Annotated in this window: 21 protein-coding genes; all 21 read left to right on the top strand. The window is 36.0% G+C overall.

Translation table 11 applies throughout. The features are described from left to right. Positions 1-70 precede the first annotated feature (70 nt). The 21 genes from AB3M96_RS14380 (at position 71) to AB3M96_RS14280 (ending at position 25,806) form a co-directional block, all read left to right on the top strand. Entirely contained in the window at positions 71-970 is a 900-nt protein-coding gene (locus AB3M96_RS14380) for a helix-turn-helix domain-containing protein (RefSeq protein WP_412968318.1), read from the top strand. 89 nt (positions 971-1,059) lie between these two features. Then, on the top strand, positions 1,060-1,638 hold the full coding sequence (gene pgsA / locus AB3M96_RS14375) for a CDP-diacylglycerol--glycerol-3-phosphate 3-phosphatidyltransferase (protein ID WP_412968317.1): 579 nt from the start codon (positions 1,060-1,062) through the stop codon (positions 1,636-1,638). A gap of 19 nt (positions 1,639-1,657) precedes the next feature. After that, positions 1,658-2,905: a competence/damage-inducible protein A gene (locus AB3M96_RS14370; RefSeq protein ID WP_412968316.1), complete on the top strand. Its 1,248-nt coding sequence runs from the start codon at positions 1,658-1,660 to the stop codon at positions 2,903-2,905. A gap of 318 nt (positions 2,906-3,223) precedes the next feature. Further along, a complete protein-coding gene (recA, locus tag AB3M96_RS14365) occupies positions 3,224-4,261 on the top strand; it encodes a recombinase RecA (RefSeq protein WP_412968315.1) in 1,038 nt (345 codons plus the stop codon). A gap of 380 nt (positions 4,262-4,641) precedes the next feature. Continuing rightward, a complete protein-coding gene (gene rny, locus AB3M96_RS14360; protein WP_412968314.1) occupies positions 4,642-6,204 on the top strand; it encodes a ribonuclease Y in 1,563 nt (520 codons plus the stop codon). Positions 6,205-6,331: 127 nt separating this feature from the next. After that, positions 6,332-7,126: a TIGR00282 family metallophosphoesterase gene (locus AB3M96_RS14355; protein ID WP_412968313.1), complete on the top strand. Its 795-nt coding sequence runs from the start codon at positions 6,332-6,334 to the stop codon at positions 7,124-7,126. Positions 7,127-7,535: 409 nt separating this feature from the next. Then, a complete protein-coding gene (gene spoVS / locus AB3M96_RS14350; protein WP_003211281.1) occupies positions 7,536-7,796 on the top strand; it encodes a stage V sporulation protein SpoVS in 261 nt (86 codons plus the stop codon). A gap of 109 nt (positions 7,797-7,905) precedes the next feature. After that, positions 7,906-8,829 (top strand): dipeptidase, encoded by a 924-nt coding sequence (locus AB3M96_RS14345; protein ID WP_412968312.1) that lies wholly within the window; start codon positions 7,906-7,908, stop codon positions 8,827-8,829. A gap of 324 nt (positions 8,830-9,153) precedes the next feature. Next, positions 9,154-10,893, top strand: a complete 1,740-nt coding sequence (locus AB3M96_RS14340; RefSeq protein WP_412968311.1) for a 2-oxoacid:acceptor oxidoreductase subunit alpha — start codon at positions 9,154-9,156, stop codon at positions 10,891-10,893. 2 nt (positions 10,894-10,895) lie between these two features. Beyond that, positions 10,896-11,762: a 2-oxoacid:ferredoxin oxidoreductase subunit beta gene (locus tag AB3M96_RS14335; protein ID WP_412968310.1), complete on the top strand. Its 867-nt coding sequence runs from the start codon at positions 10,896-10,898 to the stop codon at positions 11,760-11,762. Between the two features lie 384 nt (positions 11,763-12,146). Continuing rightward, positions 12,147-13,676 (top strand): tRNA (N6-isopentenyl adenosine(37)-C2)-methylthiotransferase MiaB, encoded by a 1,530-nt coding sequence (gene miaB, locus AB3M96_RS14330; RefSeq protein WP_412968309.1) that lies wholly within the window; start codon positions 12,147-12,149, stop codon positions 13,674-13,676. A gap of 1 nt (position 13,677) precedes the next feature. Further along, positions 13,678-14,109: a regulatory iron-sulfur-containing complex subunit RicA gene (gene ricA / locus AB3M96_RS14325; protein WP_412968308.1), complete on the top strand. Its 432-nt coding sequence runs from the start codon at positions 13,678-13,680 to the stop codon at positions 14,107-14,109. A 382-nt stretch (positions 14,110-14,491) separates the two neighbouring features. Further along, the gene (locus tag AB3M96_RS14320) at positions 14,492-15,034 is read left to right on the top strand and encodes an outer spore coat protein CotE (protein WP_412968307.1); all 543 of its coding nucleotides are present in this window, start codon (positions 14,492-14,494) and stop codon (positions 15,032-15,034) included. 132 nt (positions 15,035-15,166) lie between these two features. Continuing rightward, entirely contained in the window at positions 15,167-17,773 is a 2,607-nt protein-coding gene (gene mutS / locus AB3M96_RS14315; RefSeq protein WP_412968306.1) for a DNA mismatch repair protein MutS, read from the top strand. Between the two features lie 32 nt (positions 17,774-17,805). Continuing rightward, positions 17,806-19,698: a DNA mismatch repair endonuclease MutL gene (gene mutL, locus AB3M96_RS14310; protein WP_412968305.1), complete on the top strand. Its 1,893-nt coding sequence runs from the start codon at positions 17,806-17,808 to the stop codon at positions 19,696-19,698. A 185-nt stretch (positions 19,699-19,883) separates the two neighbouring features. After that, positions 19,884-20,831 (top strand): tRNA (adenosine(37)-N6)-dimethylallyltransferase MiaA, encoded by a 948-nt coding sequence (miaA, locus tag AB3M96_RS14305; protein ID WP_412968304.1) that lies wholly within the window; start codon positions 19,884-19,886, stop codon positions 20,829-20,831. 94 nt (positions 20,832-20,925) lie between these two features. Continuing rightward, entirely contained in the window at positions 20,926-21,150 is a 225-nt protein-coding gene (gene hfq / locus AB3M96_RS14300) for an RNA chaperone Hfq (protein WP_412968303.1), read from the top strand. A gap of 507 nt (positions 21,151-21,657) precedes the next feature. Beyond that, positions 21,658-22,602: a stage V sporulation protein K gene (gene spoVK / locus AB3M96_RS14295; RefSeq protein WP_412968302.1), complete on the top strand. Its 945-nt coding sequence runs from the start codon at positions 21,658-21,660 to the stop codon at positions 22,600-22,602. Between the two features lie 133 nt (positions 22,603-22,735). Next, entirely contained in the window at positions 22,736-24,001 is a 1,266-nt protein-coding gene (gene hflX, locus AB3M96_RS14290) for a GTPase HflX (RefSeq protein ID WP_412968301.1), read from the top strand. An 11-nt stretch (positions 24,002-24,012) separates the two neighbouring features. Then, a complete protein-coding gene (locus tag AB3M96_RS14285; protein WP_412968300.1) occupies positions 24,013-25,281 on the top strand; it encodes a methionine gamma-lyase family protein in 1,269 nt (422 codons plus the stop codon). Positions 25,282-25,404: 123 nt separating this feature from the next. Then, positions 25,405-25,806 carry a MerR family transcriptional regulator gene (locus tag AB3M96_RS14280; protein WP_412968299.1) on the top strand — a complete coding sequence of 134 codons (402 nt, stop codon included), beginning with the start codon at positions 25,405-25,407 and terminating at the stop codon, positions 25,804-25,806. Positions 25,807-25,825 lie beyond the last annotated feature (19 nt).

The following is a 25,825-nucleotide window of genomic DNA, read 5'->3' as shown; positions in this document are numbered from 1 at the left end:
AGTATGGAGTAAACTCCTCGAAAAATAGTTGGCCGCAAAAGATTTAGGTGTATTTGATTAAAATTGGTAGGTGTTAGCATTGACTGAATTAGGGACTCGACTTAAAGAAGCGAGGGAAACTAAAAATTTAAGTTTAGATGATCTGCAACAAATTACAAAAATTCAAAAAAGGTATTTAATTGGCATTGAAGAGGGTAATTATAGCGTAATGCCAGGAAAGTTTTACGTGCGAGCTTTTATTAAACAATATGCAGAAGCGGTAGGACTTGACCCAGAGACGATATTTGAAGAATATAAGTCTGAAATACCTGGTACATACAATGAAGAATTACCTGAACAAATATCAAGAGTACGATCTAGGAGACAAATTTCTACAGCGGGTTCAAAGGTTATTGACAAAATCCCAATGATTTTATTAATCGTATTTGTCTTAGGAAGTTTGATGACGATTTACTGGTTTGTTTCTAATAGAGAGGTTGCTGATGAGCCGGATACACAATTAGAGAATGAAAAAACACAGTATGAAGCATCAGATGAACCACCTCCAACTCCTGAAGATAAAGAAGAACCAGCTGAGGAAGACGATGCAGTTGAAGGGGTTACTGACGAAGAACCAGTAGAAGAAACTCCTGTCCAGGAATTGGTTGAAGTAGAAAAAGGTAAAACAGCAGCCACTTATGAATTAAAGAATACTGACAAATTTAAGGTTAAGGTTACTGCTGCAGAAACAGGGCAAGCATGGGTTGCGATTCAAAATAAACAAAATGAACGATTTGTATATAAAACAATGGCAAATGGTGCATCAGAAGAACTTGATTTATCTAACCAAGCTGAGGTTATTTTTAATATTGGTAGATCTTCAGATCTTCAGATTGAAATCAATGGCCAGCCGTTTGAATATCCATTTAGTACCGCTGAAGTTGTTCAGCAGATTATTACAATTAAGTTTACACCCGGAACTGCTGAGTAACGAGAAGTCATCTTAATGATGGCTTTTTGTTACTTTTAAGTGTATTATCACTATGAAAGTATAAATGTATAGCTTTGGAGGTTTTTTACGTGAATTTACCAAATAAAATAACAGTCGCTCGTATTTTTCTTATTCCTCTTTTTCTAATTGTCATGTTCGTTCCTTTTGGATGGGGTGATGTAGAGATAGTTTCAATGTCAATACCAGTCGCTCATTTAGTTGGTGCCTTTATTTTCATTTTCGCGTCTGCTACTGACTGGATTGATGGGTATCTAGCTAGAAAACATAATCTAGTAACAAATCTGGGGAAATTCTTAGATCCATTAGCAGATAAACTATTAGTATCTGCTGCACTTGTGACGTTGGTTGAACTCGGATTTGCACCTGCATGGATGGTTATTGTGATCATTAGTAGAGAATTTGCTGTAACTGGTTTACGACTATTGCTGGCTGAAGGTGGGGAAGTTTCAGCTGCAAAAATGTTAGGAAAAATAAAAATGTGGGCTCAGGTCGTTGCAGTCTCCGCATTATTGTTACATAATCTACCTTTTGAATTTATCGGTTTTCCATTTGCTATGATAGCCCTTTGGGTTGCTGTAATCTTTACTATTGTTTCTGGCTGGGATTATTTTGCAAAGAACAAAGGTGTATTTGCAAATTCAAAATAATAGTAGAGGGGATATGACCATGAATGCTGAAATTATTGCAGTTGGTTCTGAGTTGCTATTAGGTCAAATTGCAAATACCAATGCCCAATTTCTATCAAAGCAGCTTGCTGAATTAGGGATAAATGTATATTTTCATACAGTCGTTGGAGATAATGCTTCACGGTTAGAGGATGTTATTAAAATCTCCCAATCTCGTTCCAACTTAATTATTTTTACTGGTGGACTAGGTCCAACTAAGGATGACTTAACTAAAGAAACGATTGCAAAAGTTCTAAGTAGAAAGTTAGTAATAAATTCGGATGCATTACGTAGCATTGAAGATTTTTTTTTAAAAACTAACCGTCATATGACTGAGAATAATAAGAAACAAGCCCTTGTCCTAGAAGGTTCAAAAGTATTACCTAATGACCATGGAATGGCCCCAGGGATGGGGCTGCAGGTTGGAGAGATAACGTATATGTTATTTCCTGGCCCACCTAAAGAACTAAACCCTATGTTTCTGACTTATGGCTCGAGCTATTTGCTTCAACAAATTGGTGAGGTTGAGAGAATAGAGTCAAGAGTTCTCCGCTTCTTTGGTATTGGAGAGTCTCAACTCGAAACAGAGATTGATGATTTAATAGATAATCAAACGAATCCAACCATTGCACCACTTGCAAGTGACGGTGAAGTTACCTTGAGGCTGACCGCAAAGCATCAGTCAACAGAAGTTGCCAAGAAGTTATTAGATGAAACCGAAAATCAAATTGTTGAAAGAGTTGGAAGCTTTCTATACGGATATGATTCAACATCCCTTGTAGATGAACTTATGAGTAAGCTACAAGAAATGAACCTTACAATTAGTAGTGCAGAGAGTTTAACTGGTGGATTATTTGCAGAGGAACTTACTAACATATCTGGTGCATCATCGGTCGTAAAGGGTGGAGTTGTTTGTTATACGAACGAAGTTAAGGAACAAGTTTTACAGGTTCGTAAATCCACATTAGAACAAAAGGGTGCGGTCAGTAACGAAACAGCTGAGGAACTAGCCATTAATGTAAGGAAATTACTTAAGTCTGACATTGGAATTAGTTTCACGGGTGTAGCGGGTCCAAGTGAATCAGAAGGAAAGCCAGTGGGAACTGTATATATTGGAATTTCTTACTTAAATAATCCTACGAAGATAATCCCTCTTCAATTAGCAGGATCTAGGCAGGGTATTCGTACGAGAACCGTTAAATATGGTTGTTATTATTTACTGAAATTACTTAAAGAACAGGACAGCTGATATATATCAGCTGTTTTTTTTTAATAAATATTTCATGTTAGCACTCACAAATTCACTAAATTAATAGAACACGGAAGAAGAAGTAGCACATCTCTTTAGACTATTTCTTTTCATAATTAAAAAGTTTTTTTGATAACTAAATTTCTATTTTTGCAAGCAAAAGGGCCTGAAAATTACAATTTTCTTTTAAGTAAGAAATTGAATTTATGGAAAAAACAATTAACAAAAATAACCGAATGAATGTTCGATTTTTTACTTGGCAAATCAACTAAAACATTGTATAGTAATAATAGTTTCAAAGAAAAAGGAGGAAATATTGTGAGTGATCGTCAAGCGGCCTTAGAAATGGCGTTAAAACAAATAGAAAAACAGTTTGGAAAAGGCTCTATTATGAAGCTTGGAGAACAAACTGATCGAAGAATCTCTACTGTTCCTAGTGGATCGTTAGCATTAGATGTAGCATTAGGTGTTGGAGGATATCCAAGGGGACGGATTATTGAAATATATGGACCAGAAAGTTCTGGTAAAACAACTGTAGCATTACACGCTATTGCAGAAGTACAACAATCAGGTGGACAAGCAGCATTTATTGATGCTGAACATGCTCTTGATCCAGTTTACGCACAAAAATTAGGTGTAAATATTGATGAATTACTGCTTTCACAACCAGACACTGGTGAACAAGCACTAGAAATTGCAGAAGCATTAGTACGTAGTGGTGCAGTGGATATTCTAGTTATTGACTCTGTTGCTGCGCTTGTACCAAAAGCAGAAATCGAAGGTGAGATGGGTGATGCTCACGTTGGTTTACAAGCACGTTTAATGTCACAAGCACTTCGTAAGCTTTCTGGTGCGATCAATAAATCAAATACAATTGCAATCTTCATTAACCAAATTCGTGAAAAAGTTGGGATCATGTTCGGAAACCCAGAAACAACTCCAGGGGGGCGTGCACTTAAATTCTATTCTTCTGTTAGACTTGAAGTACGTCGTGCGGAACAGATAAAGCAAGGTAATGAAATTGTTGGTAATAAAACAAAGGTTAAAGTTGTGAAGAATAAAGTTGCACCTCCATTTCGAGTGGCTGAAGTAGACATTATGTATGGAGAAGGAATTTCAAAAGTAGGCGAAATAGTTGATATGGGCTCTGAACTTGATATTGTCCAAAAAAGTGGTTCTTGGTATTCTTACGAAGGGGATCGAATTGGTCAAGGCCGTGAAAACGCAAAACAATTCTTAAAAGAAAACCCGGAAATTCGTAAGCATATTGAACAACAAATTCGTCTTCACTTCAAGTTAGATGAAGCTTCAGCAGTTGCTCCAGTAGATGAAGAGCAGGACGAGTTTGACTTATAAACAATATTAATTTGTAAAAGAGGCGCATCGATGCGTCTCTTTTTTAAATATGTTAAGAAAATTATAGGTTTCAATTAAAAAAAACTCGAAATTTCCATTTTCATGTAACTCTTAAAGGTGACAGGCCTTGACAATAAAATTTCTCACATTTACAATTAATATGTATATTTTACACTTTGTTAGAATTAAAACGTTAGAAGCAAAACTCGGTCTTGATGAGCTTTTGCTATTCAGACCCGAAGCAAACTTAAAATTCTTCGGATCGTAACTGTGAATCTGATTAGCTTAAAAAGCCTTTGTGCTGTATATTGACACTTAACAATGTACATGCCGACATTTTGATCTAGCAAGAAAAGTTCATAGCAAGAGGAGGTGAAATGATGGAATCCATTTTTATTATCATCTCCGCTTTGTTTGGCCTAATCGTCGGTGCAATTGTTGGCTTTTATGTTCGTAAATCCATTGCTGAAACTAAGATTGCTGGTGCAAAATCTGCTGCTGAACAGATTATTGACGACGCAAGAAGAGAAGCAGAATCTTTAAAGAAAGAAGCACTTCTTGAAGCAAAGGATGAAATTCACAAACTTCGTACAGAGGCAGAACGAGATATTCGTGATCGAAGAAACGAACTACAAAAACAAGAAAATCGTTTAATGCAAAAAGAAGAGAATCTTGATCGTAAGGATGAAACATTAGATAAGCGTGAATCAATGTTAGAAAAGAAAGATGATTCTCTCGCTCAAAGACAACAGCATATTGAAGAGATGGAAAGCAAAGTGGAAGAGATGGTTCACAAGCAACAAGTTGAACTTGAGCGTATTTCTAGCTTAACACGTGAAGAAGCAAAGCAAATCATCCTAGAGCGTATTGAAAATGAGCTTTCACATGATGTTGCAATTATGGTAAAAGAAGCTGAAAATCGTGCTAAGGAAGAATCTGATAAGAAAGCAAAAGAAATTCTTTCTCTTGCAATACAAAGATGTGCCGCTGATCATGTTGCAGAAACTACAGTATCAGTAGTTAACCTGCCAAATGATGAGATGAAAGGTCGTATTATCGGTAGAGAGGGTCGAAACATCCGTACTCTTGAGACGTTAACGGGTATTGATCTTATTATTGATGATACACCAGAGGCAGTCATATTATCTGGCTTTGACCCAATTCGACGTGAAACAGCAAGGATTGCACTTGAAAAACTTGTTCAGGACGGACGTATTCACCCTGCACGTATTGAAGAGATGGTTGATAAATCAAGACGTGAGGTTGACGAGTATATCCGTGAAGTGGGTGAACAAACAACTTTCGAAGTTGGTGTTCATGGACTCCATCCGGATTTAATTAAGATCTTAGGTCGCTTGAAGTTTAGAACAAGCTATGGCCAAAATGTCTTAAAGCATTCAATGGAAGTTTCATTCTTGTCAGGCTTAATGGCAGCTGAACTAGGTGAGGATGAAACATTAGCTCGACGTGCTGGCTTACTGCATGACATCGGTAAGGCAATTGACCACGAAGTGGAAGGTAGCCATGTTGAAATCGGTGTTGAGCTTGCAACGAAGTATAAAGAGCATCCAATCGTAATTAATAGTATTGCTTCTCACCACGGGGATACAGAACCAACATCTATTATTGCTGTGTTAGTTGCAGCTGCAGATGCATTGTCGGCTGCAAGACCTGGTGCAAGAAGTGAGACACTTGAAAATTATATTCGTCGCTTAGAAAAGCTTGAGGAAATATCTGAGTCCTATGAAGGAGTCGAAAAATCCTTTGCTATTCAAGCAGGGCGTGAAGTTCGAATTATCGTTAAACCTGACACAATTGATGACTTAAATGCACATCGATTAGCCCGTGATATTCGAAAACGAATCGAAGAAGAGTTAGATTATCCAGGACATATTAAGGTTACGGTTATTCGTGAAACAAGAGCAGTTGAATACGCAAAATAAAGTGGTCTTTATGACCACTTTATTTTTTTGTTTTTACATCTTATACTCTGTCAAAGAAGGCTACCGGGTTTCGTTGCGATTTTTATAGAAATATGATTCACTTAAGTTATAAGAAAGGGGCTTTTAAATGAAGATTTTATTTATTGGGGATGTTGTAGGCTCCCCGGGAAGAGATATGATTAGTGAGTACTTGCCGAAATTAAAAGCAAAGTTTCGTCCTACTTTGACAGTTATTAACGGAGAAAATGCTGCTGGTGGAAGGGGCATTACAAATAAAATTTATAATCAGTTTATCGAAAGTGGAGCTCAAGCTGTAACACTAGGGAATCATTCTTGGGACAATAAAGAGATTTTTGAGTTTATTGATTCAGCTAAGTACTTAGTAAGGCCAGCAAATTTTCCAGAAGAAACTCCAGGAAAAGGATTAATCTTCTGCCATGTAAATGGACAAGACATAGCTATTATTAATCTTCAAGGTCGTACTTTTCTTCCTCCAATTGACTGCCCATTTAAAAAAGCAGATGAATTGATCGAACAGGCAAAAAAGAAAACTTCAATTATATTTGTTGATTTTCATGCTGAAGCCACTAGCGAAAAGCTTGCAATGGGCTGGTATTTAGATGGAAGAGTTACTGCTGTCGTTGGAACACATACACATGTGCAAACTGCAGATAACCGCGTCCTGCCAGGGGGAACCGCTTTTATAACTGATGTTGGAATGACTGGGCCATACGATGGAATTTTAGGAATGGATAGAGAATCAGTTATTAAAAAATTTATTACTTCATTACCGGTTCGGTTTGAAGTTGTGACCGGAAGAAGCCAATTAAATGGTGTTTTAATCGAACTTGATCAAAAAACAGGTAAGGCAAAAAACATTAATAGAATTCTAATAAATGACGATCATCCATTCTTTGATTAACAAACTACCAAGTTTAAGACGAACCTAATGGTCGTCTTTTTTTTTAGTTTCATTTATTAACCATAATAATATTATGTTAACTAAATATCAAAAATTATTATTTTCGTGAGAATATAAAAACATTAAAGGGAGATGTACAAGTCTCTCTATTTACAACTATAAGTTTTTGAATTTTTTGAAAAAGAATAGAAACAAGCAGGAATATTGGTAGTTTCTAGTGAATATAGTAGCAATGGGAACAATAAAAACTTTATTTATAGCTTCATATATCTTTAACCCTAGCTGAATAAAGTTAAGCCTCTGGCAGGTTTGTCTGATTGTTTTCAGCGAATAAGCCTTGGCACATTTTATAATTATGGTTCTAACGAACGCTCAATAAACATTGTAGAGAACAAGGAGGAAATAGGAAATGGAAATATTAAAGGTTTCAGCAAAATCTAATCCTAACTCTGTTGCTGGCGCACTTGCTGGTGTGTTACGTGAAAGAGGGGCTGCGGAAATTCAAGCAATCGGGGCAGGAGCATTAAATCAAGCAGTGAAGGCAGTAGCAATCGCAAGAGGATTTGTAGCACCGAGTGGAGTGGACTTAATATGTATCCCAGCATTTACTGATATCCTAATTGATGGTGAAGAAAGAACAGCCATTAAACTAATTGTAGAACCACGATAATCAAATGTATCTGTATATTTGGTGGTCGGATGGTTATTAATAACCTGTTTGTCTATAAAAGACAAACAGGTATTTTTATGTGAGAATAGGAAATAAGGAGTGATAAAAAATGAAGATTTTTGATGCCCATTGCGATGTTCTTTATAAGATGTGGCTTGATCCCACAATATCTTTTTCAGATTCTACTAAGCTTCATATAACATATGAACAATTAAAGGCTACTGGTAGCAAGGTACAGTGCTTTGCCATTTATATTCCCGAAATTGTTAGACCAGAAAGCCGCTTTGAGGTAGCTTTAGAAATGGTAGAGATTTTCTATAACAAAGTTCTTGCTACATCCCCTTTTTTAAAATTGGTGAAATCTAGAGATGATATCAATGCTCTTAAAGATCACGAAATAGGTGCTTTACTAACATTAGAGGGTTGTGACGCAGTTGGTCAAAGTCTTGTTAGGCTACAAACACTAATTCGCCTTGGAGTATCATCTGTCGGTTTAACATGGAATAATGCTAACGATGTTGCTGATGGAATATTAGAGCTGCGTGGTGGAGGGCTAACAACCTTCGGAAAAGAGGTTGTTAAAGAATTAAACAAGTCGATGTTATGGACTGATGTTTCACATTTATCAGTAGCAGGTTTTTGGGATGTGATGGAGCTTGCGGATCACCCGATTGCATCCCACTCTAATGCGATATCGCTTTGTAATCATCGTAGAAATCTACAAGATGAACAGATTAAGACCTTAATAAAAAAGGATGGAATGATTGGAATCACATTTGTACCTCCATTTTTAACAAATCAGGGAGAAGCAAAAATTACAGATGTGTTAAATCATTTAGATTATGTATGTTCCCTTGGTGGAGAGTATCATGTGGGATTTGGCTCTGATTTTGATGGCATAACTGAAACGGTAAATGGCTTGAGTCGTTATAATGACTATCAAGCACTTATCAATGAATTGCAAAAACATTATTCAGAAAATCAGGTCCAACGATTTTTATTTACTAATTTTATAGAGCATTTACCAATGTAGTGAGAAGAGGGAATAGGGAATAAAAGAAATTTTCTCTAAAATAAAAAAATATTCTCTTTTTCGCCAATATTTGCTCTCTAAGGGTTGCTTTTTTTCGTTGATAGGTCTAGAATTGAAAGCGTTTAGTACATATCCAACAACTAATTGGAAGCTTACTAATTCTTCGACTAAGAATAATATGCTACTATTCTATATTTGAAGAGGAAAAGTACTCTTTACTACATACACATTAGGAACGACATCTAGATAGTTGGAAAGTGCTATACGAGAAAAAACGTAGAGAAAATCTCATATATGAACGTATTCCAAAGGGGTGTAAGGCACATGATCAATCAACTTTCATGGAAAGTTGGCGGACAACAAGGGGAAGGAATCGAGAGTACGGGTGAAATCTTTTCCATAGCTCTAAATCGTTTAGGTTACTATTTATACGGTTATCGCCACTTTTCATCACGAATTAAAGGTGGCCATACAAATAATAAAATTCGTGTAAGCACTACACAGGTTCGTTCTATCTCAGACGATCTTGATATTTTAGTAGCGTTTGACCAAGAAACAATTGATTTCAATTTTCACGAATTACGTGATGGTGGAGTTGTCTTAGCAGATGCTAAGTTTAATCCAACAATTCCAGAAAATACAAAGGTAACTTTGTATTCGGTTCCATTTACTGATATCGCAACTGAACTTGGTACTTCTTTAATGAAAAATATGGTTGCTATTGGTGCAACTAGTTCATTGCTGGACCTTGATCTTAATGTATATCTTAATGTTGTTGAGGAAATATTCGGCCGTAAGGGTCAACAAGTTGTTGAAAAGAACATGGAAGCAATCAAAGCAGGTGCTGAGTTCTTAAAAGAACAACTTGGAGATAGTGGCACTACAATGCAAGTAGAAAAAGCAGACGGTAAAAAGCGTATGTTCATGATTGGTAACGATGCAATTGCTATGGGGGCATTAGCTGGTGGAGCTCGTTTCATGCCTGCTTATCCTATTACACCTGCATCAGAAATCATGGAATATTTAATAAAGAAGCTACCTGAATACGGTGGAACAGTTATTCAAACAGAGGATGAAATCGCTGCAGTTACAATGGCAATAGGTGCTAACTATGCAGGAGTTCGTACATTAACTGCTTCTGCTGGACCAGGTTTATCCCTTATGATGGAAGCTATTGGTTTATCAGGAATTACTGAGCAACCACTAGTTATTGTTGATACTCAACGTGGAGGGCCAAGTACAGGATTACCAACAAAGCAGGAACAATCTGACTTAATGGCAATGATTTATGGAACTCATGGGGAAATACCAAAAATTGTTATGGCTCCAAGTACTGTACAAGAAGCATTTTATGATGCTATAGAGGCGTTTAACTTAGCTGAAGAATACCAAGTTCCTGTTATTTTATTAACAGATCTACAACTTTCACTTGGAAAGCAAACAGTTGAGCCATTAGATTTCTCAAAAATTGAAATTAGACGTGGTAAGCTTAACATAAATGCAGAACTTCCTGAATTAGAAAATAAAGAATACTTTAAGCGTTATGAAGTAACTGAAGATGGTGTATCACCTCGTGTAGTTCCAGGTATGAAGAACGGAATTCACCATGTAACAGGTGTAGAGCATAATGAACAAGGTAAACCATCAGAGGTTGCTAGCAATCGTAAAGATCAAATGGATAAGCGTTTACGTAAAATCAACAACCTAAAATTCAACACTCCTGTTCATAAAGCTGTTAAGCACGAAGAAGCAGACTTGTTGATCGTTGGTTTTAACTCAACACGCGGTACGATCGAAGAAGCAATGACTCGACTGGAAAATGAAGGCGTAAAAGTTAATCACGCTCATATTCGTCTAGTTCATCCTTTCCCAACTGAAGAAGTATTACCATTAGTTAATTCAGCTAAGAAAGTTTTGGTTGTTGAAAATAACGCTACAGGTCAGCTCGCAAACATTATGAAGATGAATGTAGGACATGCTGAGAAGATTACAAGCTTCTTAAAGTATGACGGTAATCCATTCCTACCTCATGAAGTTTACACAAAATGTAAGGAGTTGTTCTAACAATGGCGACATTTAAAGATTTCCGTAATAATGTAAAACCAAACTGGTGTCCTGGTTGTGGGGACTTTTCAGTTCAAGCAGCTATCCAACGTGCTGCTGCTAATGTTGGTCTTGAACCTGATAATCTAGCTGTTATCTCTGGAATCGGTTGTTCTGGACGTATTTCTGGTTACATTAATGCATATGGTTTCCACGGAATTCACGGTAGATCATTACCGATTGCTCAAGGTGTTAAGATGGCTAACCGTGACCTAACTGTTATTGCATCTGGTGGAGATGGTGACGGTTATGCAATTGGTATGAGTCATACAATTCATGCAATTCGTCGTAATATTGATATCACATACATTGTAATGGATAATCAAATTTATGGATTAACAAAAGGTCAAACTTCTCCAAGAAGTGAAATGGGCTTTAAAACAAAAAGCACTCCGCAGGGGTCAATTGAATCTGCTCTTTCTGTAATGGAAATGGCGTTAACTGCTGGAGCAACTTTTGTTGCGCAAAGTTTCTCAACAGACCTTAAAGATCTTACTGCTTTAATTGAAGCTGGTATTAATCATAAAGGTTTCTCACTTATCAATGTATTTAGTCCATGTGTAACGTACAATAAGGTAAATACGTATGATTGGTTCAAAGAGAATTTAACAAAATTAAGTGATATTGAAGGTTATGACCCAAGTAATCGTTCTCAAGCAATGCAAACATTGATGGAGAACAATAGTCTTGTAACGGGCTTGATTTATCAAAACACTGAAAAGCCATCTTATCAGGAACTTGTACACGGTTATAGCGAAGCACCATTAGTGCATTCAGAATTAGAACTTGATGAAGACAAGTTCCAAAAGCTTGTAGCAGAATTTATGTAATTACTATAAACCCTATTGAGATGTTAGATCTCAATAGGGTTTTATTATCTTATATATAAGGTAAAGTGATACTGTGAAGATTATCCGTCAGTGATTAAATCATGTTTTCTCCTAATCGAGTTACTTGTGCTTCTTCTACTTTACTCGCTTATATGACAATGTTAAAATAAGCTTGTATGTCTTTTAATAGACTATTTTATTTATACTAGTTTTGTCGATTTTTCTACATTTTATTTGTTTTATTGTTTTTAATCTTGTTAAACCTTATACTAATAAATTGCATATATGGTTTAATTTTACCGATGGATAGATAGTATTCTCTACTAATACAAGATTACTACCTATAGTAACGGGATTGATTGATAGCAAGGAAGGAGACGTAATATGAATGAAAAACAACGCCTTGAAAGTACCCAAGTAAAACCTGCGGACAAAAAATCCGAAAAGGATTATAGCCAGTACTTTCAGACTGTATATCAACCACCTTCACTTAAAGATGCTAAAAAACGTGGTAAAGAACAGGTAAATTACTTAAAAGAATTCTCAATTCCTGAAGATATGATGAATGCAGGTAATGGGAAACGTTTTATGATAAAAACCTATGGATGCCAAATGAATGAGCATGATACTGAGGTGATGGCTGGTATCTTTATGCAAATGGGCTATGAGCCGACAGAAGTCGTTGAAGATGCTGATATTATTCTACTAAACACTTGTGCAATTCGTGAAAATGCTGAGAATAAGGTATTTGGTGAAATTGGACATTTAAAGCCTTTAAAAATGCAAAATCCTAACCTTTTAATCGGTGTTTGTGGATGTATGTCTCAAGAAGAATCTGTTGTTAATAAGATCCTTCAAAAATACCAATACGTGGATATGATTTTTGGTACTCATAATATCCATCGACTTCCTAATATTGTAAAAGAAGCAATGTTTAGTAAGGAAATGGTTGTTGAAGTTTGGTCCAAGGAAGGTGATATTATTGAGAACCTTCCAAAAGTGCGTAAAGGTAATATTAAGGGATGGGTTAATATCATGTACGGCTGCGATAAATTCTGTACGTACTGTATCGTACCTTATACTCGAGGTAAAGAACGTAGCCGTCGTCCTGAAGACATTATCGAAGAAGTCCGCCATTTAGCAAGACAGGGGTATCAAGAAATTACATTACTTGGTCAAAATGTAAATGCGTATGGTAAAGATTTTGAAGATATGAAATATGGACTAGGTGATTTGATGGATGAATTACGCAAAATAGATATCCCGCGTATTCGTTTCACCACCAGTCATCCTCGTGACTTTGACGACCATCTAATTGAAGTTCTTGCAAAAGGCGGAAACTTAATGGAACACATCCATTTACCAGTACAGTCTGGTAGCTCTGCAGTACTTAAATTAATGGCACGTAAATATACGAGAGAATCATATTTAGAACTTGTTAAAAAGATGAAAGAAAAGATACCAAATGCATCTTTTACAACAGATATTATTGTTGGATTTCCAAATGAAACGGATGAACAGTTTGAAGAAACAATGTCGCTATATCGTGAAGTTGAGTTTGATTCTGCATACACGTTTATCTATTCACCACGTGAAGGGACTCCTGCTGCCAAAATGGAAGACAATATTCCAATGGAAGTAAAGAAGGAGAGACTCCAGCGATTGAATGCTCTTGTTAACGAAATCTCTGCAAAGAAAAATCTTACTTACCAAGATCAAATTGTTGAGGTGCTTGTTGAAGGAGAGAGTAAGAATAACCCAGATGTGTTAGCGGGTTACACAAGTAAAAATAAATTAGTTAATTTTAAAGGTCCAAAGTCTGCTATTGGTAAATTAGTAAAAGTGAAAATTAATCAAGCAAAGACATGGACACTTGATGGTGAAATAATTGAAGAAGCGGTAGAGGTGAACTGATATGGGTCAATATACAAAAGAACAAATTGTCGAACGTGCAACTGAGCTTGCAAGAATGATTGCTGAAACAGAAGAAGTAGATTTCTTTAAACGTGCAGAAGCACAGATAAATCAAAACCAGAAGGTACAAGAAATTATTTCAACAATTAAGAGCTTACAAAAGCAAGCTGTAAACTTCAAACACTATGGTAAATCAGAAGCGTTGAAACAAGTTGATGAAAAGATAGATAAACTTCAAGAAGAGTTGGATAGTATCCCAGTTGTTGAAGAGTTCAAAAATTCACAAATTGAAGTAAACGACTTACTTCAATTAGTGGCACACACTATTTCAAACAATGTAACAAACGAAGTCATCAGCTCTACAGGTGGAGACCTACTACAAGGTGAAACTGGATCTAAACTTCAAAACAAAAGTGGATGTGGATGTCACTAAGTTAAAAAAAGACAAAAAGCGATTATGCTTTTGTCTTTTTTTTATTTCCAAAGCTTAATACCCTACAAACCCCGTTTTTCATCAAATAGAGCTTCTTTATTTTTCTTTTTCCCCTTTAAAAAAGGTACATAAATAGGCGCGCCCGCATACAATTAACTATGTAGCAATACCAAGATTATTAGATTTTAAAGAAAAGAGGCTTGATTTTTTAAGTACTTATTATGTTTCACATATCACCTTTTTCTGGCAAAACTGCTGCCGGAGTCAGAGCCAATAGTGAATAAAGTATAGAAAAAGAAATCAGTCAAATAAAAATAGTAGCACACTAGTCAAATGTCCCGCATAGGATGAATTGAAGATTGATTGAGGAGGGTTTGTTCGAATGTCTGAATACAGAGAGATTATCACAAAAGCTGTTGTAGGTAAGGGACGTAAGTTTACACAGTCTACACACACGATTTCTCCATCCCACAACCCATCAAGTATCTTGGGGTGCTGGATTATTAACCATCGTTTTGAAGCGAAGAAATCTGGGAATGCAGTAGACGTACATGGACATTTTGATATGAATGTTTGGTATTCATACGGTAACAACACAAAAACAGAAGTAGCAACTGAAACTGTTTCATACACAGATTGCATTAAATTAAAGTACAGAGATGAGAACTTCTTAGGAGATAAATGTGATGTTATTGTTGATGTCCTTCAACAACCAAACTGCTTAGAGGCTACAATTTCACCAAACGGAAATAAAATCCTAGTTCAGGTAGAAAGAGAGCTACTTGCAGAAGTAATTGGCGAAACTAAAGTGTGCGTCAAAATTAATCCAGATGGTTGTTATGATGACGACAAAGACTGGGATGTAGACGACGAAGACTTTGAAGATTTAAATCCTGACTTCTTAGTTGGGGATTTAGAAGAATAGTATAAAGCTAGGAGGCATGACTTCCTAGTTTTTTTTATGCTTTTACGGGACAAGTCTCCTACATCAAAATTTTTATCTATGTTATAATATTGAAAGAATAAAAGTGGAAGTAAAAAGTGTTGGGGGATTAAAATGGCAGAGTATACGCCTATGATAAAACAATATTTAACGGTTAAGGCAGATTATCAGGATGCCTTTTTATTTTTTCGACTTGGGGATTTCTACGAAATGTTTTTTGAAGATGCTGTTAAGGCTTCCCAAGAATTAGAAATCACACTAACAAGTAGAGAAGGTGGTGTAGATGAACGAATTCCAATGTGTGGAGTTCCTTATCATGCAGCACCCGGATATATAGAACAATTAGTAAGTAAAGGTTATAAAGTAGCAATTTGCGAGCAAACCGAAGATCCAAAACATGCTAAAGGTGTCGTAAAACGTGAAGTAGTTCAATTAATTACGCCTGGTACCGTTATGGAAGGGAAATCTCTTTTAGATAAAGAAAACAACTTCCTAGCGTCGATAACAAGCTTTTCTGATGGTTATTTTGGATTTGCATTAGCTGATTTAACAACAGGTGAAATACGTGCATCATTATTGTCTTCAAACTTTGATGATGTACTTGGCGAAGTTTACGCTCATGGTGTTAAAGAAGTAGTAGTATCAAAGGATTTTGATACCCATTTCATAAAGACACTAATTGAGCGTTGTAGCGTAACTATTTCCCATGAAGAGCAAATAAATGTAAATGAAAACTTTAAAAAGTTAGTTCAGCATTTAGAGGACGAAAGACTAGTCACAACATTTGGCAGGTTATTACAATACCTAATTAAGACGCAAAAAAGATCTTTAGATCATCTACAACCTGTAAAAGTATATAATGTTAATCAATTTATGAAGATTGATATATATTCAAAGCGAAACTTGGAATTAACGGAAACAATACGAAGTAAGGGTAAGAAGGGTTCGTTATTATGGCTATTGGACCAAACTGTTACTGCGATGGGTGGGCGTTTACTAAAACAGTGGATTGACCGACCATTAATCAATAAAGAAGAAATTGAATCTCGATTAAATATGGTGCAAACTTTTATGGATCATTATTTTGAGAGATTAGAATTACGGGATTTGTTACGAGAAGTTTATGACTTAGAAAGACTCGCAGGAAGAGTGGCATATGGAAATGTTAATGCAAGGGACCTTCTTCAATTAAAGAAATCACTTGAACAAGTTCCTTTTATTTATAAGATAGTTAATGAATTAAATAATCCTTACGCACATAACCTTGTTGCTAAAATGGATTTATGCGAGTCTTTGACTGATCTTCTTCATAGGTCAATTAAGGAAACACCACCATTATCTATTAAAGAAGGCGATATAATTAAGGATGGTTATAATGCTACTCTTGACCAATACCGAGATGCTAGTAGAAATGGGAAAACATGGATAGCATCTTTAGAAAAACAAGAGAGGGAAAAGACGGGTATCAAGTCTTTAAAAATAGGTTATAACCGCATATTTGGGTACTATATTGAAGTCACAAGAGCCAATCTACAAAATTTACCTGAAGGTTTGTACGAGAGAAAGCAGACACTTGCAAATGCGGAGCGCTTCATAACTCCGGAGCTTAAGGAAAAAGAAACTCTCATCTTAGAAGCGGAAGAAAAAATCGTTCAATTAGAATATGATATTTTTATTGATATCCGCGAGCAGGTTAAAGAATATATTCCAAGACTTCAAGCTTTAGCAAAAGTAATCAGTGAGCTTGATGTGTTACAATGCTTCTCTTCAATAAGTGAAGAGCGTCATTATAGTAAACCGACATTTTCGGCAGATACTTTATTCATAAAGGACGGACGTCATCCTGTAGTTGAAAAGGTAATGAAGGCACAAGAATATGTACCAAATGATTGTGTAATGGAGAAAGGTCGATCAGTTCTTCTAATTACAGGGCCTAATATGTCAGGTAAAAGTACGTATATGAGACAGATAGCACTCACGTCAATCTTAGCTCAAATCGGGTGCTTTGTCCCAGCGAGTGAAGCTGTTTTACCGGTCTATGACCAAGTGTTTACAAGGATTGGTGCTGCAGACGATCTTATTTCTGGACAGAGTACATTTATGGTCGAAATGCTTGAAGCAAAAAATGCAATTGTAAATGCAACCTCAAAGAGCTTGTTATTGTTCGATGAGATAGGAAGAGGAACTTCTACCTACGATGGTATGGCACTAGCTCAAGCGATTATTGAGTATATTCATAAAAATATTGGAGCACACACCTTATTTTCAACTCACTATCATGAGTTAACTGACTTACAGTCAGAATTAGGTAATTTAGTGAATGTTCACGTAAGTGCAATTGAAGAAAATGACAATGTTGTTTTTCTTCATAAAATTAAGGAAGGCGCTGCGGATAAAAGTTATGGTATTCATGTCGCAAAGTTAGCACAGCTTCCAGAGGCCTTAATTAAACGAGCTGGCGAAATATTGGACAAGCTAGAACAAAACGAACCAAAACAACAAAGTCCGTTAACGGATGTTAAACCAGATGTAATAGACGAAGACTTTCAGCTATCATTCTTTGAGGAAAAGAAATCCTCTACCATAAAAGCGGAAAGTCACTTATCAAAAAAGGATAAGGAACTTGTTGACTCAATTAAGGAACTAGATATCTTAGGATTAACTCCTATTGAGGCGTTAAATAAACTTTATGAGATTCAGAAACAATTAAGAAAAGGATAAGTTTCTGATAATTATAGAATTGAGGTGTGGGCATGGGGAAAATCATTCAACTAGATGACCTTCTTTCAAATAAGATCGCAGCCGGAGAGGTAGTAGAACGCCCTGCCTCTGTTGTTAAAGAATTAGTTGAAAATGCAATTGATGCCAAGAGTACAATTGTGGAGATAGAGATTGAGGAAGCGGGTTTATCAAAAATTAGAATCCTTGACAATGGAGAAGGTATGGACGGTGAAGACTGTGTAAATGCCTTCCATCGCCATGCTACGAGTAAAATCAAGGATGAAAACGATTTGTTCCGAATTCGTACACTAGGTTTTAGAGGAGAGGCTCTACCTAGTATTGCGTCAGTATCTGAGCTCGACATGAAGACTTGTACAGGAGAAGGTTCTGGAACACATATAGTTATTAAAGGCGGAGAACTGGTAGAAAGAAAGTCCACTAATAGCCGTAAAGGTACTGACATCACTGTGTCAAATTTGTTTTTCAACACTCCGGCACGTTTGAAGTATTTAAAAACCGTTCATACAGAGCTAGGTAATATAACGGATACTGTAAATCGTATTGCGTTAGCACATCCTGAAGTATCAATTCGTTTGCTGCACAATGGCAAACGACTACTTTATACAAGTGGAAATGGCAATGTTAGACAAGTTATTACAGCGATTTATGGTTTAGGTATAGCTAAGCAAATGGTACCTATACAGCTTCAATCTTTAGACTTTCGTATCGAGGGCTTTGTTTCAATGCCTGAAGTAACAAGAGCTTCAAGAAACTATATCTCTACTATCATTAATGGGAGGTTTATTAAAAACTATCCATTGGTAAAAGCGATCCAACAGGGGTATCATACACTGCTGCCTATCGGTCGTTTTCCTATAGTTCTACTAAACATTGAAATGGATCCTCTCTTAGTTGATGTAAATGTTCATCCTGCGAAACTTGAAGTTCGAATCAGTAAGGAGCAGGAATTAAATCAATTAATTGAGGAAGGCATTAAGGATATATTTAAGAACAAACAACTAATACCGCAGGTTTCTTATACACCTAAAAGTGAAGTCAAAAAATCGGAGCAACAACAATTTGTTTTTCAGCACTTTCAAGCTGAAAATAGACCGGTAGTAGAAAAAAGAGACGATAATATTGTGATTAATGAATATCAACGACCATCTAGAATGGAAGTTCTTGAAGAAGATGAGTTTGAAGTGGAAGAGCCGGTTTATAAAGATGAAATACCTCCAGATAACGTTTCAGCAACTATACCAACTAATGCATTTGAACTAAATAGGGCTGAAGAATTAGATTCTCCCCCTTCACCGGTAGCTACGAAAGTTAACCAGAGTGAAAGAGTTCCAATAATGTATCCCATTGGACAAATGCATGGAACTTATATACTAGCTCAAAATGATAAGGGTCTTTATATTATAGATCAGCATGCCGCTCAAGAGCGGATTAAATATGAGTTCTTCAAAGAAAAGGTTGGTCAAGTCATCTCGGAAGTACAAGAACTTCTGCTTCCTATTACATTGGAGTATTCTACTGATGAATGCATTATCATTAATTCACATAAATCTGACTTAGAACAGGTCGGGATATTCCTAGAACCATTCGGGCATAACAGTTATATTGTACGATCACATCCACAATGGTTTCCACAGGGCGATGAGAAATCAATTATTGAGGAGATAATTGAGCAAGTACTTAATGATAAAAAGATTGATATAAAAAAACTTAGAGAAGCGGCCGCTATAATGATGAGCTGTAAAGCGTCGATTAAAGCAAATCATCATTTACGAAACGATGAGATATTTGCTTTACTTGAAACACTGCGTAAAACCTCTGATCCATTTACATGTCCGCATGGGAGACCGATTATTATACATCATTCTACCTATGAGATGGAGAAGATGTTCAAACGTGTAATGTAAATAAACACAGAAAACTCACCGATTTAGGTGAGTTTTCTACTGTAATACCTAAGTAGTACATAATAGTTCTAAAAGATAGAAAAATATGTTATTTTCTTTAGTGTTTTGGTTATAATAGTTTAGTATTCGTCTTATTATCTGTGTTAGGATAATAGTATGAATTGGTATGTAAAGGTAGTGATTGATTGGAAGAAAAGAAAAAAGAAAAACTAATTGTTCTAATTGGTCCAACTGCCGTTGGGAAAACCCAATTGAGTATTGAGCTTGCGAAGAAATTAAATGCTGAAATTATTAGCGGTGATTCTATGCAGATCTATCGTGGTATGGATATCGGAACCGCAAAGATAACGAAAGAGGAAATGGAAGGTATTCCACATCATTTGATTGATATTAAAGATCCTCACGAAAGCTTCTCAGTTGCAGAGTTTCAAACGGTTGTTAGACAGCTAATCTCAGATATTCATAAACGAGGAAAATTCCCAATGATTGTAGGAGGTACAGGTCTTTATATTCAATCAGTAATATATGATTACCAGTTTACTGATGAAGCCTCTGATTCTGAGTACAGACAACAACTTGAAGAAGTGGTTTCTGTACGCGGGGTTGAACCGTTGTTTGAAAAGTTAAAAGAAGTGGATCCCTTAAGTGCAGAACGTATCCATCCTAATAATATCCGACGATTAATTCGGGCATTAGAAATTTACCATACAACAGGGAAAACAATGTCTGAATATATGGAGGCGCAGCAAGAAGATCTGATATATGATGTTGCACTAATAGGGCTAACAATGGATAGGGATAAACTTTATGACCGAATTAATAAACGAGTAGAGATTATGATGAAGACTGGTTTAGTGGAGGAGGTATCATCCTTTTACCAGCAAGGTCTTAGGGATTGTCAATCGATACAAGCAATTGGGTATAAAGAACTTTACAGCTACTTAGACGGAGATACATCACTCGATGCAGCTGTTGAACAACTTAAACAAAATACTCGAAGATATGCAAAACGCCAACTAACATGGTTCCGTAATAAAATGGATGTAAAGTGGTTTGATATGACAGGTATAACAAACTTTAATGAAAAATTTAATGAAATTTATAAATATATTGCAGGAAAGCTTGGAATTTAAGAGAATAGATACTAATAGGATTAATTCGTTTTGTCCGTAAAAAGGGCATGTACTACCAGCATCTCTGGCAAAGAAATAGAGGAGGACATGAAAAATGGCTCAAACAATTAATATTCAAGATCAGGTTTTAAACCAATTACGTAAGGATGGTACATTTGTAACTGTATTCTTATTAAATGGGTTCCAGTTACGAGGACTTGTAAAAGGATTTGATAATTTTACAGTATTACTGGAATCTGAGGGTAAGCAACAGCTAATTTATAAGCATGCCATCTCTACTTTTTCACCACAGAAAAATATAAGACTGGAACTTGAATAAACAACAAAAAGCAACTTACTTTCACGAGTAGGTTGCTTTTTTGTTTGTTTTTTTGGGGAAGATCGATTACATCTATTTGGTTACAATTCAGGCTTACTTACTATCATTTTTTAAATAGCTTATTTATTTTTTTCAAGATTTACAATTTGCCTCATATACTAATAATGTACGCATTGTATTTCTTGGGAAAGCGCAATGTTTGACATCAAGCTTGATTATTATGTAGAAGAAGAAAAGAACTTGTAGAATTAGCAGAAGAAAAGTCTCTTAATTCACATATTTTCATCAAAAGCTCATTTATTTTTGAATAAACAATTGCAGTTTGCGATACATCCAGTGGGGTCAGACTTTTTTAAATGAAGGTAAAGCTACAATTTTGCAGAGTATGGAGAGGTACTGATAAGATTTTGCGCATATTCCCCAAGGTTACTTTTGATTTATCCATGGGCTTTTGTCACGAAATAAACACAACAACGTATAATGGTAAAGAATGAGAGGTGAGAGCTCTTGGATCAACCAATTACAATGAAAAATAATGGTCAAATAAATGTTGTTTTAAATGGAGAAAAAAAGAAATTAAAGGTATTGCATTCCTCTTCAAAGGAAACTATTTCATCAGCTATACAAACAAAACATACGGCTTTAAAGGAAATAGAGGAAGAGATGAGTTCTCTTGTAGGCATGGACGAAATGAAAAAGATGGTTAAAGAAATTTATGCGTGGATTTTTATTAATAAAAAACGTGAAGAGCAAGGTCTTAAAGCGGGTAAGCAAGCGTTACACATGATGTTCAAGGGAAACCCAGGGACAGGTAAAACAACTGTTGCCAGATTATTAGGGAAATTATTTCTACAAATGAATGTTCTGTCAAAAGGTCATTTAATTGAAGCAGAAAGAGCAGATCTTGTAGGAGAATATATTGGACATACAGCTCAAAAAACAAGAGATTTAATTAAAAAATCAATTGGGGGCATTCTGTTTATTGATGAGGCATATTCATTAGCTAGAGGTGGAGAAAAGGATTTTGGTAAAGAAGCAATTGATACTTTAGTAAAACACATGGAGGATAAACAACATGAATTTGTCCTGATTTTGGCAGGCTATTCCAAAGAAATGGATCATTTTCTATCGTTAAATCCAGGACTTTATTCAAGGTTCCCGCTGGTAGTCGATTTTCCAGATTACACGGTTGATCAACTAATGGAAATTTCATCGAAAATGATGGTAGAGCGGGAGTATGTATTTAGTCCGGAAGCAGAACGTAAATTACGAGATCATCTGTTAACTGTTAAGATGGATTCCTACCCTGGGAAGTTCAGTAATGGAAGGTATGTTCGAAACATAATCGAAAAATCAATTCGTGCCCAAGCGATGAGATTATTGGTGGATGATACTTATAATAAACAAGAACTTCAGACTATTAGAACACAAGATTTAATTTTCAAAGAGTAGAGCCCCGTATTAAGGAGGCTCTTTTTCATATTACTTAAATATGGCATAGACAAGTCGAACAAAATTGGTGATAATGCGATTTATCTGATATGATAGCAGAAGAAATTACCTTTTATGAAAGTGGGTAAAGCGATTGACAAATGATCATAACAAGGAATTAGAAAAAGCAATACTTGTTGGGTGCCAGCTACAAACAGTCGATGATGGCCGTTTTGAATATTCTCTTGATGAGCTTCATTCCCTTACGAAAACAGCAAAAGGTGAAGTCATTATGACTATCACTCAAAAACGGGAACGAATTCATCCAGCTACTTACATAGGAAAAGGAAAGGTTGAAGAACTTTTACAATTAGAAGAGGAACTTGAGCCTGATGTTATTATTTTTAATGATGAGCTTTCTCCTAGTCAGGTTAGAAACCTTTCTGCAAAGTTACAATCCAGAGTCATAGACCGTACACAACTCATTCTTGATATTTTCGCTTCAAGAGCAAATTCAAAAGAAGGTAAACTACAAGTAGAATTAGCTCAGCTTCAATATCTCTTGCCTAGATTGACTGGAAAAGGTATCGAATTATCCAGATTAGGAGGCGGAATAGGAACTAGGGGACCGGGTGAGACAAAGTTAGAAACGGATCGAAGACATATACATAAACGAGTTGATGACATTAAAGGTCAATTATCTGTTATTGTTCAACATCGCGAGCGGTATCGTGAACGAAGAAAGAAGAATAATACGTACCAAATTGCGTTGGTAGGTTACACAAATGCTGGTAAGTCTACACTTTTTAATAGACTAACTGAGGCCGATTCCTTTGAAGAAAATTTACTGTTTGCAACTCTTGATCCCATGACGAGAAAAATGATATTACCATGTGGGTTAACAACACTTTTAACAGATACAGTTGGGTTTATACAGGACTTACCAACATCATTAATAGCTGCTTTTCGTTCGACTTTAGAAGAGGTGAAAGAAGCAGATTTAATTTTGCATGTTGTTGACTCGGCAAATCCGGACTATTTCAATCATGAACAAACGGTGTATAAACTACTCGATGAACTGAATGTTGAGTCAATTCCAATTTTGACAATCTATAATAAGAAGGATAAAGTGCATTCAGATTTCGTTCCTTCATCAAAATCAGCATCTTTACTAGTGAGTGCTTTTGTAGAGAATGATTTATTGCAGATAAAAACGATGATTGAAGATACAATGATTGACGAAATGGATGAATACCAGGTTTCACTTCCAAGCTCAGAAGGTCGGATATTAGCACATTTGAAGCAAGAGACTATATTAAAAGAGCTACGCTATAATGAAGAATCTGAAAAGTATGATTGTACAGGTTATATATTTAAAAACCATTCTTTATCAGGACAACTACGAGATTTTTATTCATAAAGGGGAAACGTATGTATAGAGACTTAGAATATGGTAAAGAGATTTCTTTACTAGTTGAAGAGATTGAAAATCAAATAAAACCAATTCACGAACAAATTGATAAAACGATTGATTATAACCAATTTCGTGTATTAAAAAGCTTTCAAGAAAATAAGGTTAGTGATTCTCATTTTATTCCATCAACAGGCTATGGTTATGACGACATGGGTAGAGATACTTTAGAGGCCGTATATGCTAATGTATTTGGTGGTGAGGCTGCGCTTGTGCGATCTCAAATTATATCAGGAACTCATGCGATATCGATCGCTCTATTTGGTATATTACGACCAAGTGATGAACTTTTATATATTACAGGAAAACCGTATGATACATTAGAGGAAATTGTTGGAATACGTGGGAGTGGAAACGGTTCTCTTAAAGAATTTAATATTGGATATAATACTGTTAACTTAACTTCAAAGGGTATGCCTGACTTCGAAGCAATTGGCAAAGCGATTCATGAAGGGACAAAAATGATTGGTATCCAGCGTTCCAAGGGATATGCAACTAGACCCTCTTTCACAGTAGCAGAGATAAAAGAAATGATTGACTTTGTAAAAGAAATTAAGCCTGATGTAGTTGTGTTTGTTGATAACTGTTATGGAGAATTTGTTGAGCAACTTGAACCCTGTCATGTTGGCGCAGACCTAATTGCAGGCTCCTTAATTAAAAACCCAGGTGGTGGGCTTGCGAAAACGGGGGGTTATATCGTAGGAAAAAAGGAATTTGTTGAAGCTTGCTCTTATCGAATGACTTCACCAGGTATCGGGGCAGAAGCGGGTGCGTCCTTATATACTTTGCAAGAGATGTATCAAGGTCTTTTTCTTGCACCTCATGTAGTAGGACAAGCGCTAAAGGGGGCTGTATTTACAGCTGCAATCCTGGAGAAAATTGGTTTGCATACTCAACCAAGATGGGATAGCGTTCGTACAGACTTAATTCAATCAGTACAATTTGATAATAAAGATATGATGGTTGCATTTTGTCAGGCGATACAATTTGCTTCCCCTGTAAACTCACATGTTACTCCTTATCCAAGCTATATGCCTGGATACGAGGATGATGTGATTATGGCTGCTGGTACGTTTATTCAGGGTGCGAGTATCGAATTAACTGCAGATGGTCCAACCAGACCGCCTTATGTTGCATATGTTCAGGGGGGACTTACCTATTCACATGTAAAGATCGCGATTTGCCTTGCATTGAACCGTTTAGTAGCCAAAAATCTAATCTCACTTTAAGACAGAGGAATTATTATTTCCTCTGTTTTATTTTTTTTATGTTATATTTTCTAACATGTTGTTGACAGATAATCTGACATCAATTAGAATAAGGTTAACGATAGCGAAAAAGGAGGATAAAAAATGAGTGACAACGTTAGACGTTCAATGCCGCTCTTTCCAATCGGAATTGTAATGCAGCTAACAGAGTTGTCAGCTCGTCAAATCCGATATTACGAAGAAAATGGTTTGATTACTCCAGCAAGAACGGAAACTAATCGTAGACTTTATTCATTCAACGATGTTGACCGATTACTTGAAATTAAGAGTTTGATCGAACAAAAGGTTAATCTTGCTGGAATTAAACAAATTTTCGCAGTACAAAACACTCAACTTGTTAACGAAGAAAGACCTGTCGAACCTGTAAAACAGGAATTATCTGATTCTGAGCTGAGAAAACTACTGAGGAATGAGCTATTACATGCAGGAAGATTTAAAAATCAAGCAAGTTTGCGTCAAGGTGATATGTCAAGGTTTTTCCATTAAGAATGTTAGGTATTAAAAA

This window comes from Ferdinandcohnia jepli (assembly GCF_047246645.1).
Lineage (GTDB): Bacteria > Bacillota > Bacilli > Bacillales > Bacillaceae_L > Ferdinandcohnia.
Note: the sequence above shows the minus strand (reverse complement) of the source record. Positions and strands in the feature narration are given on the sequence as shown.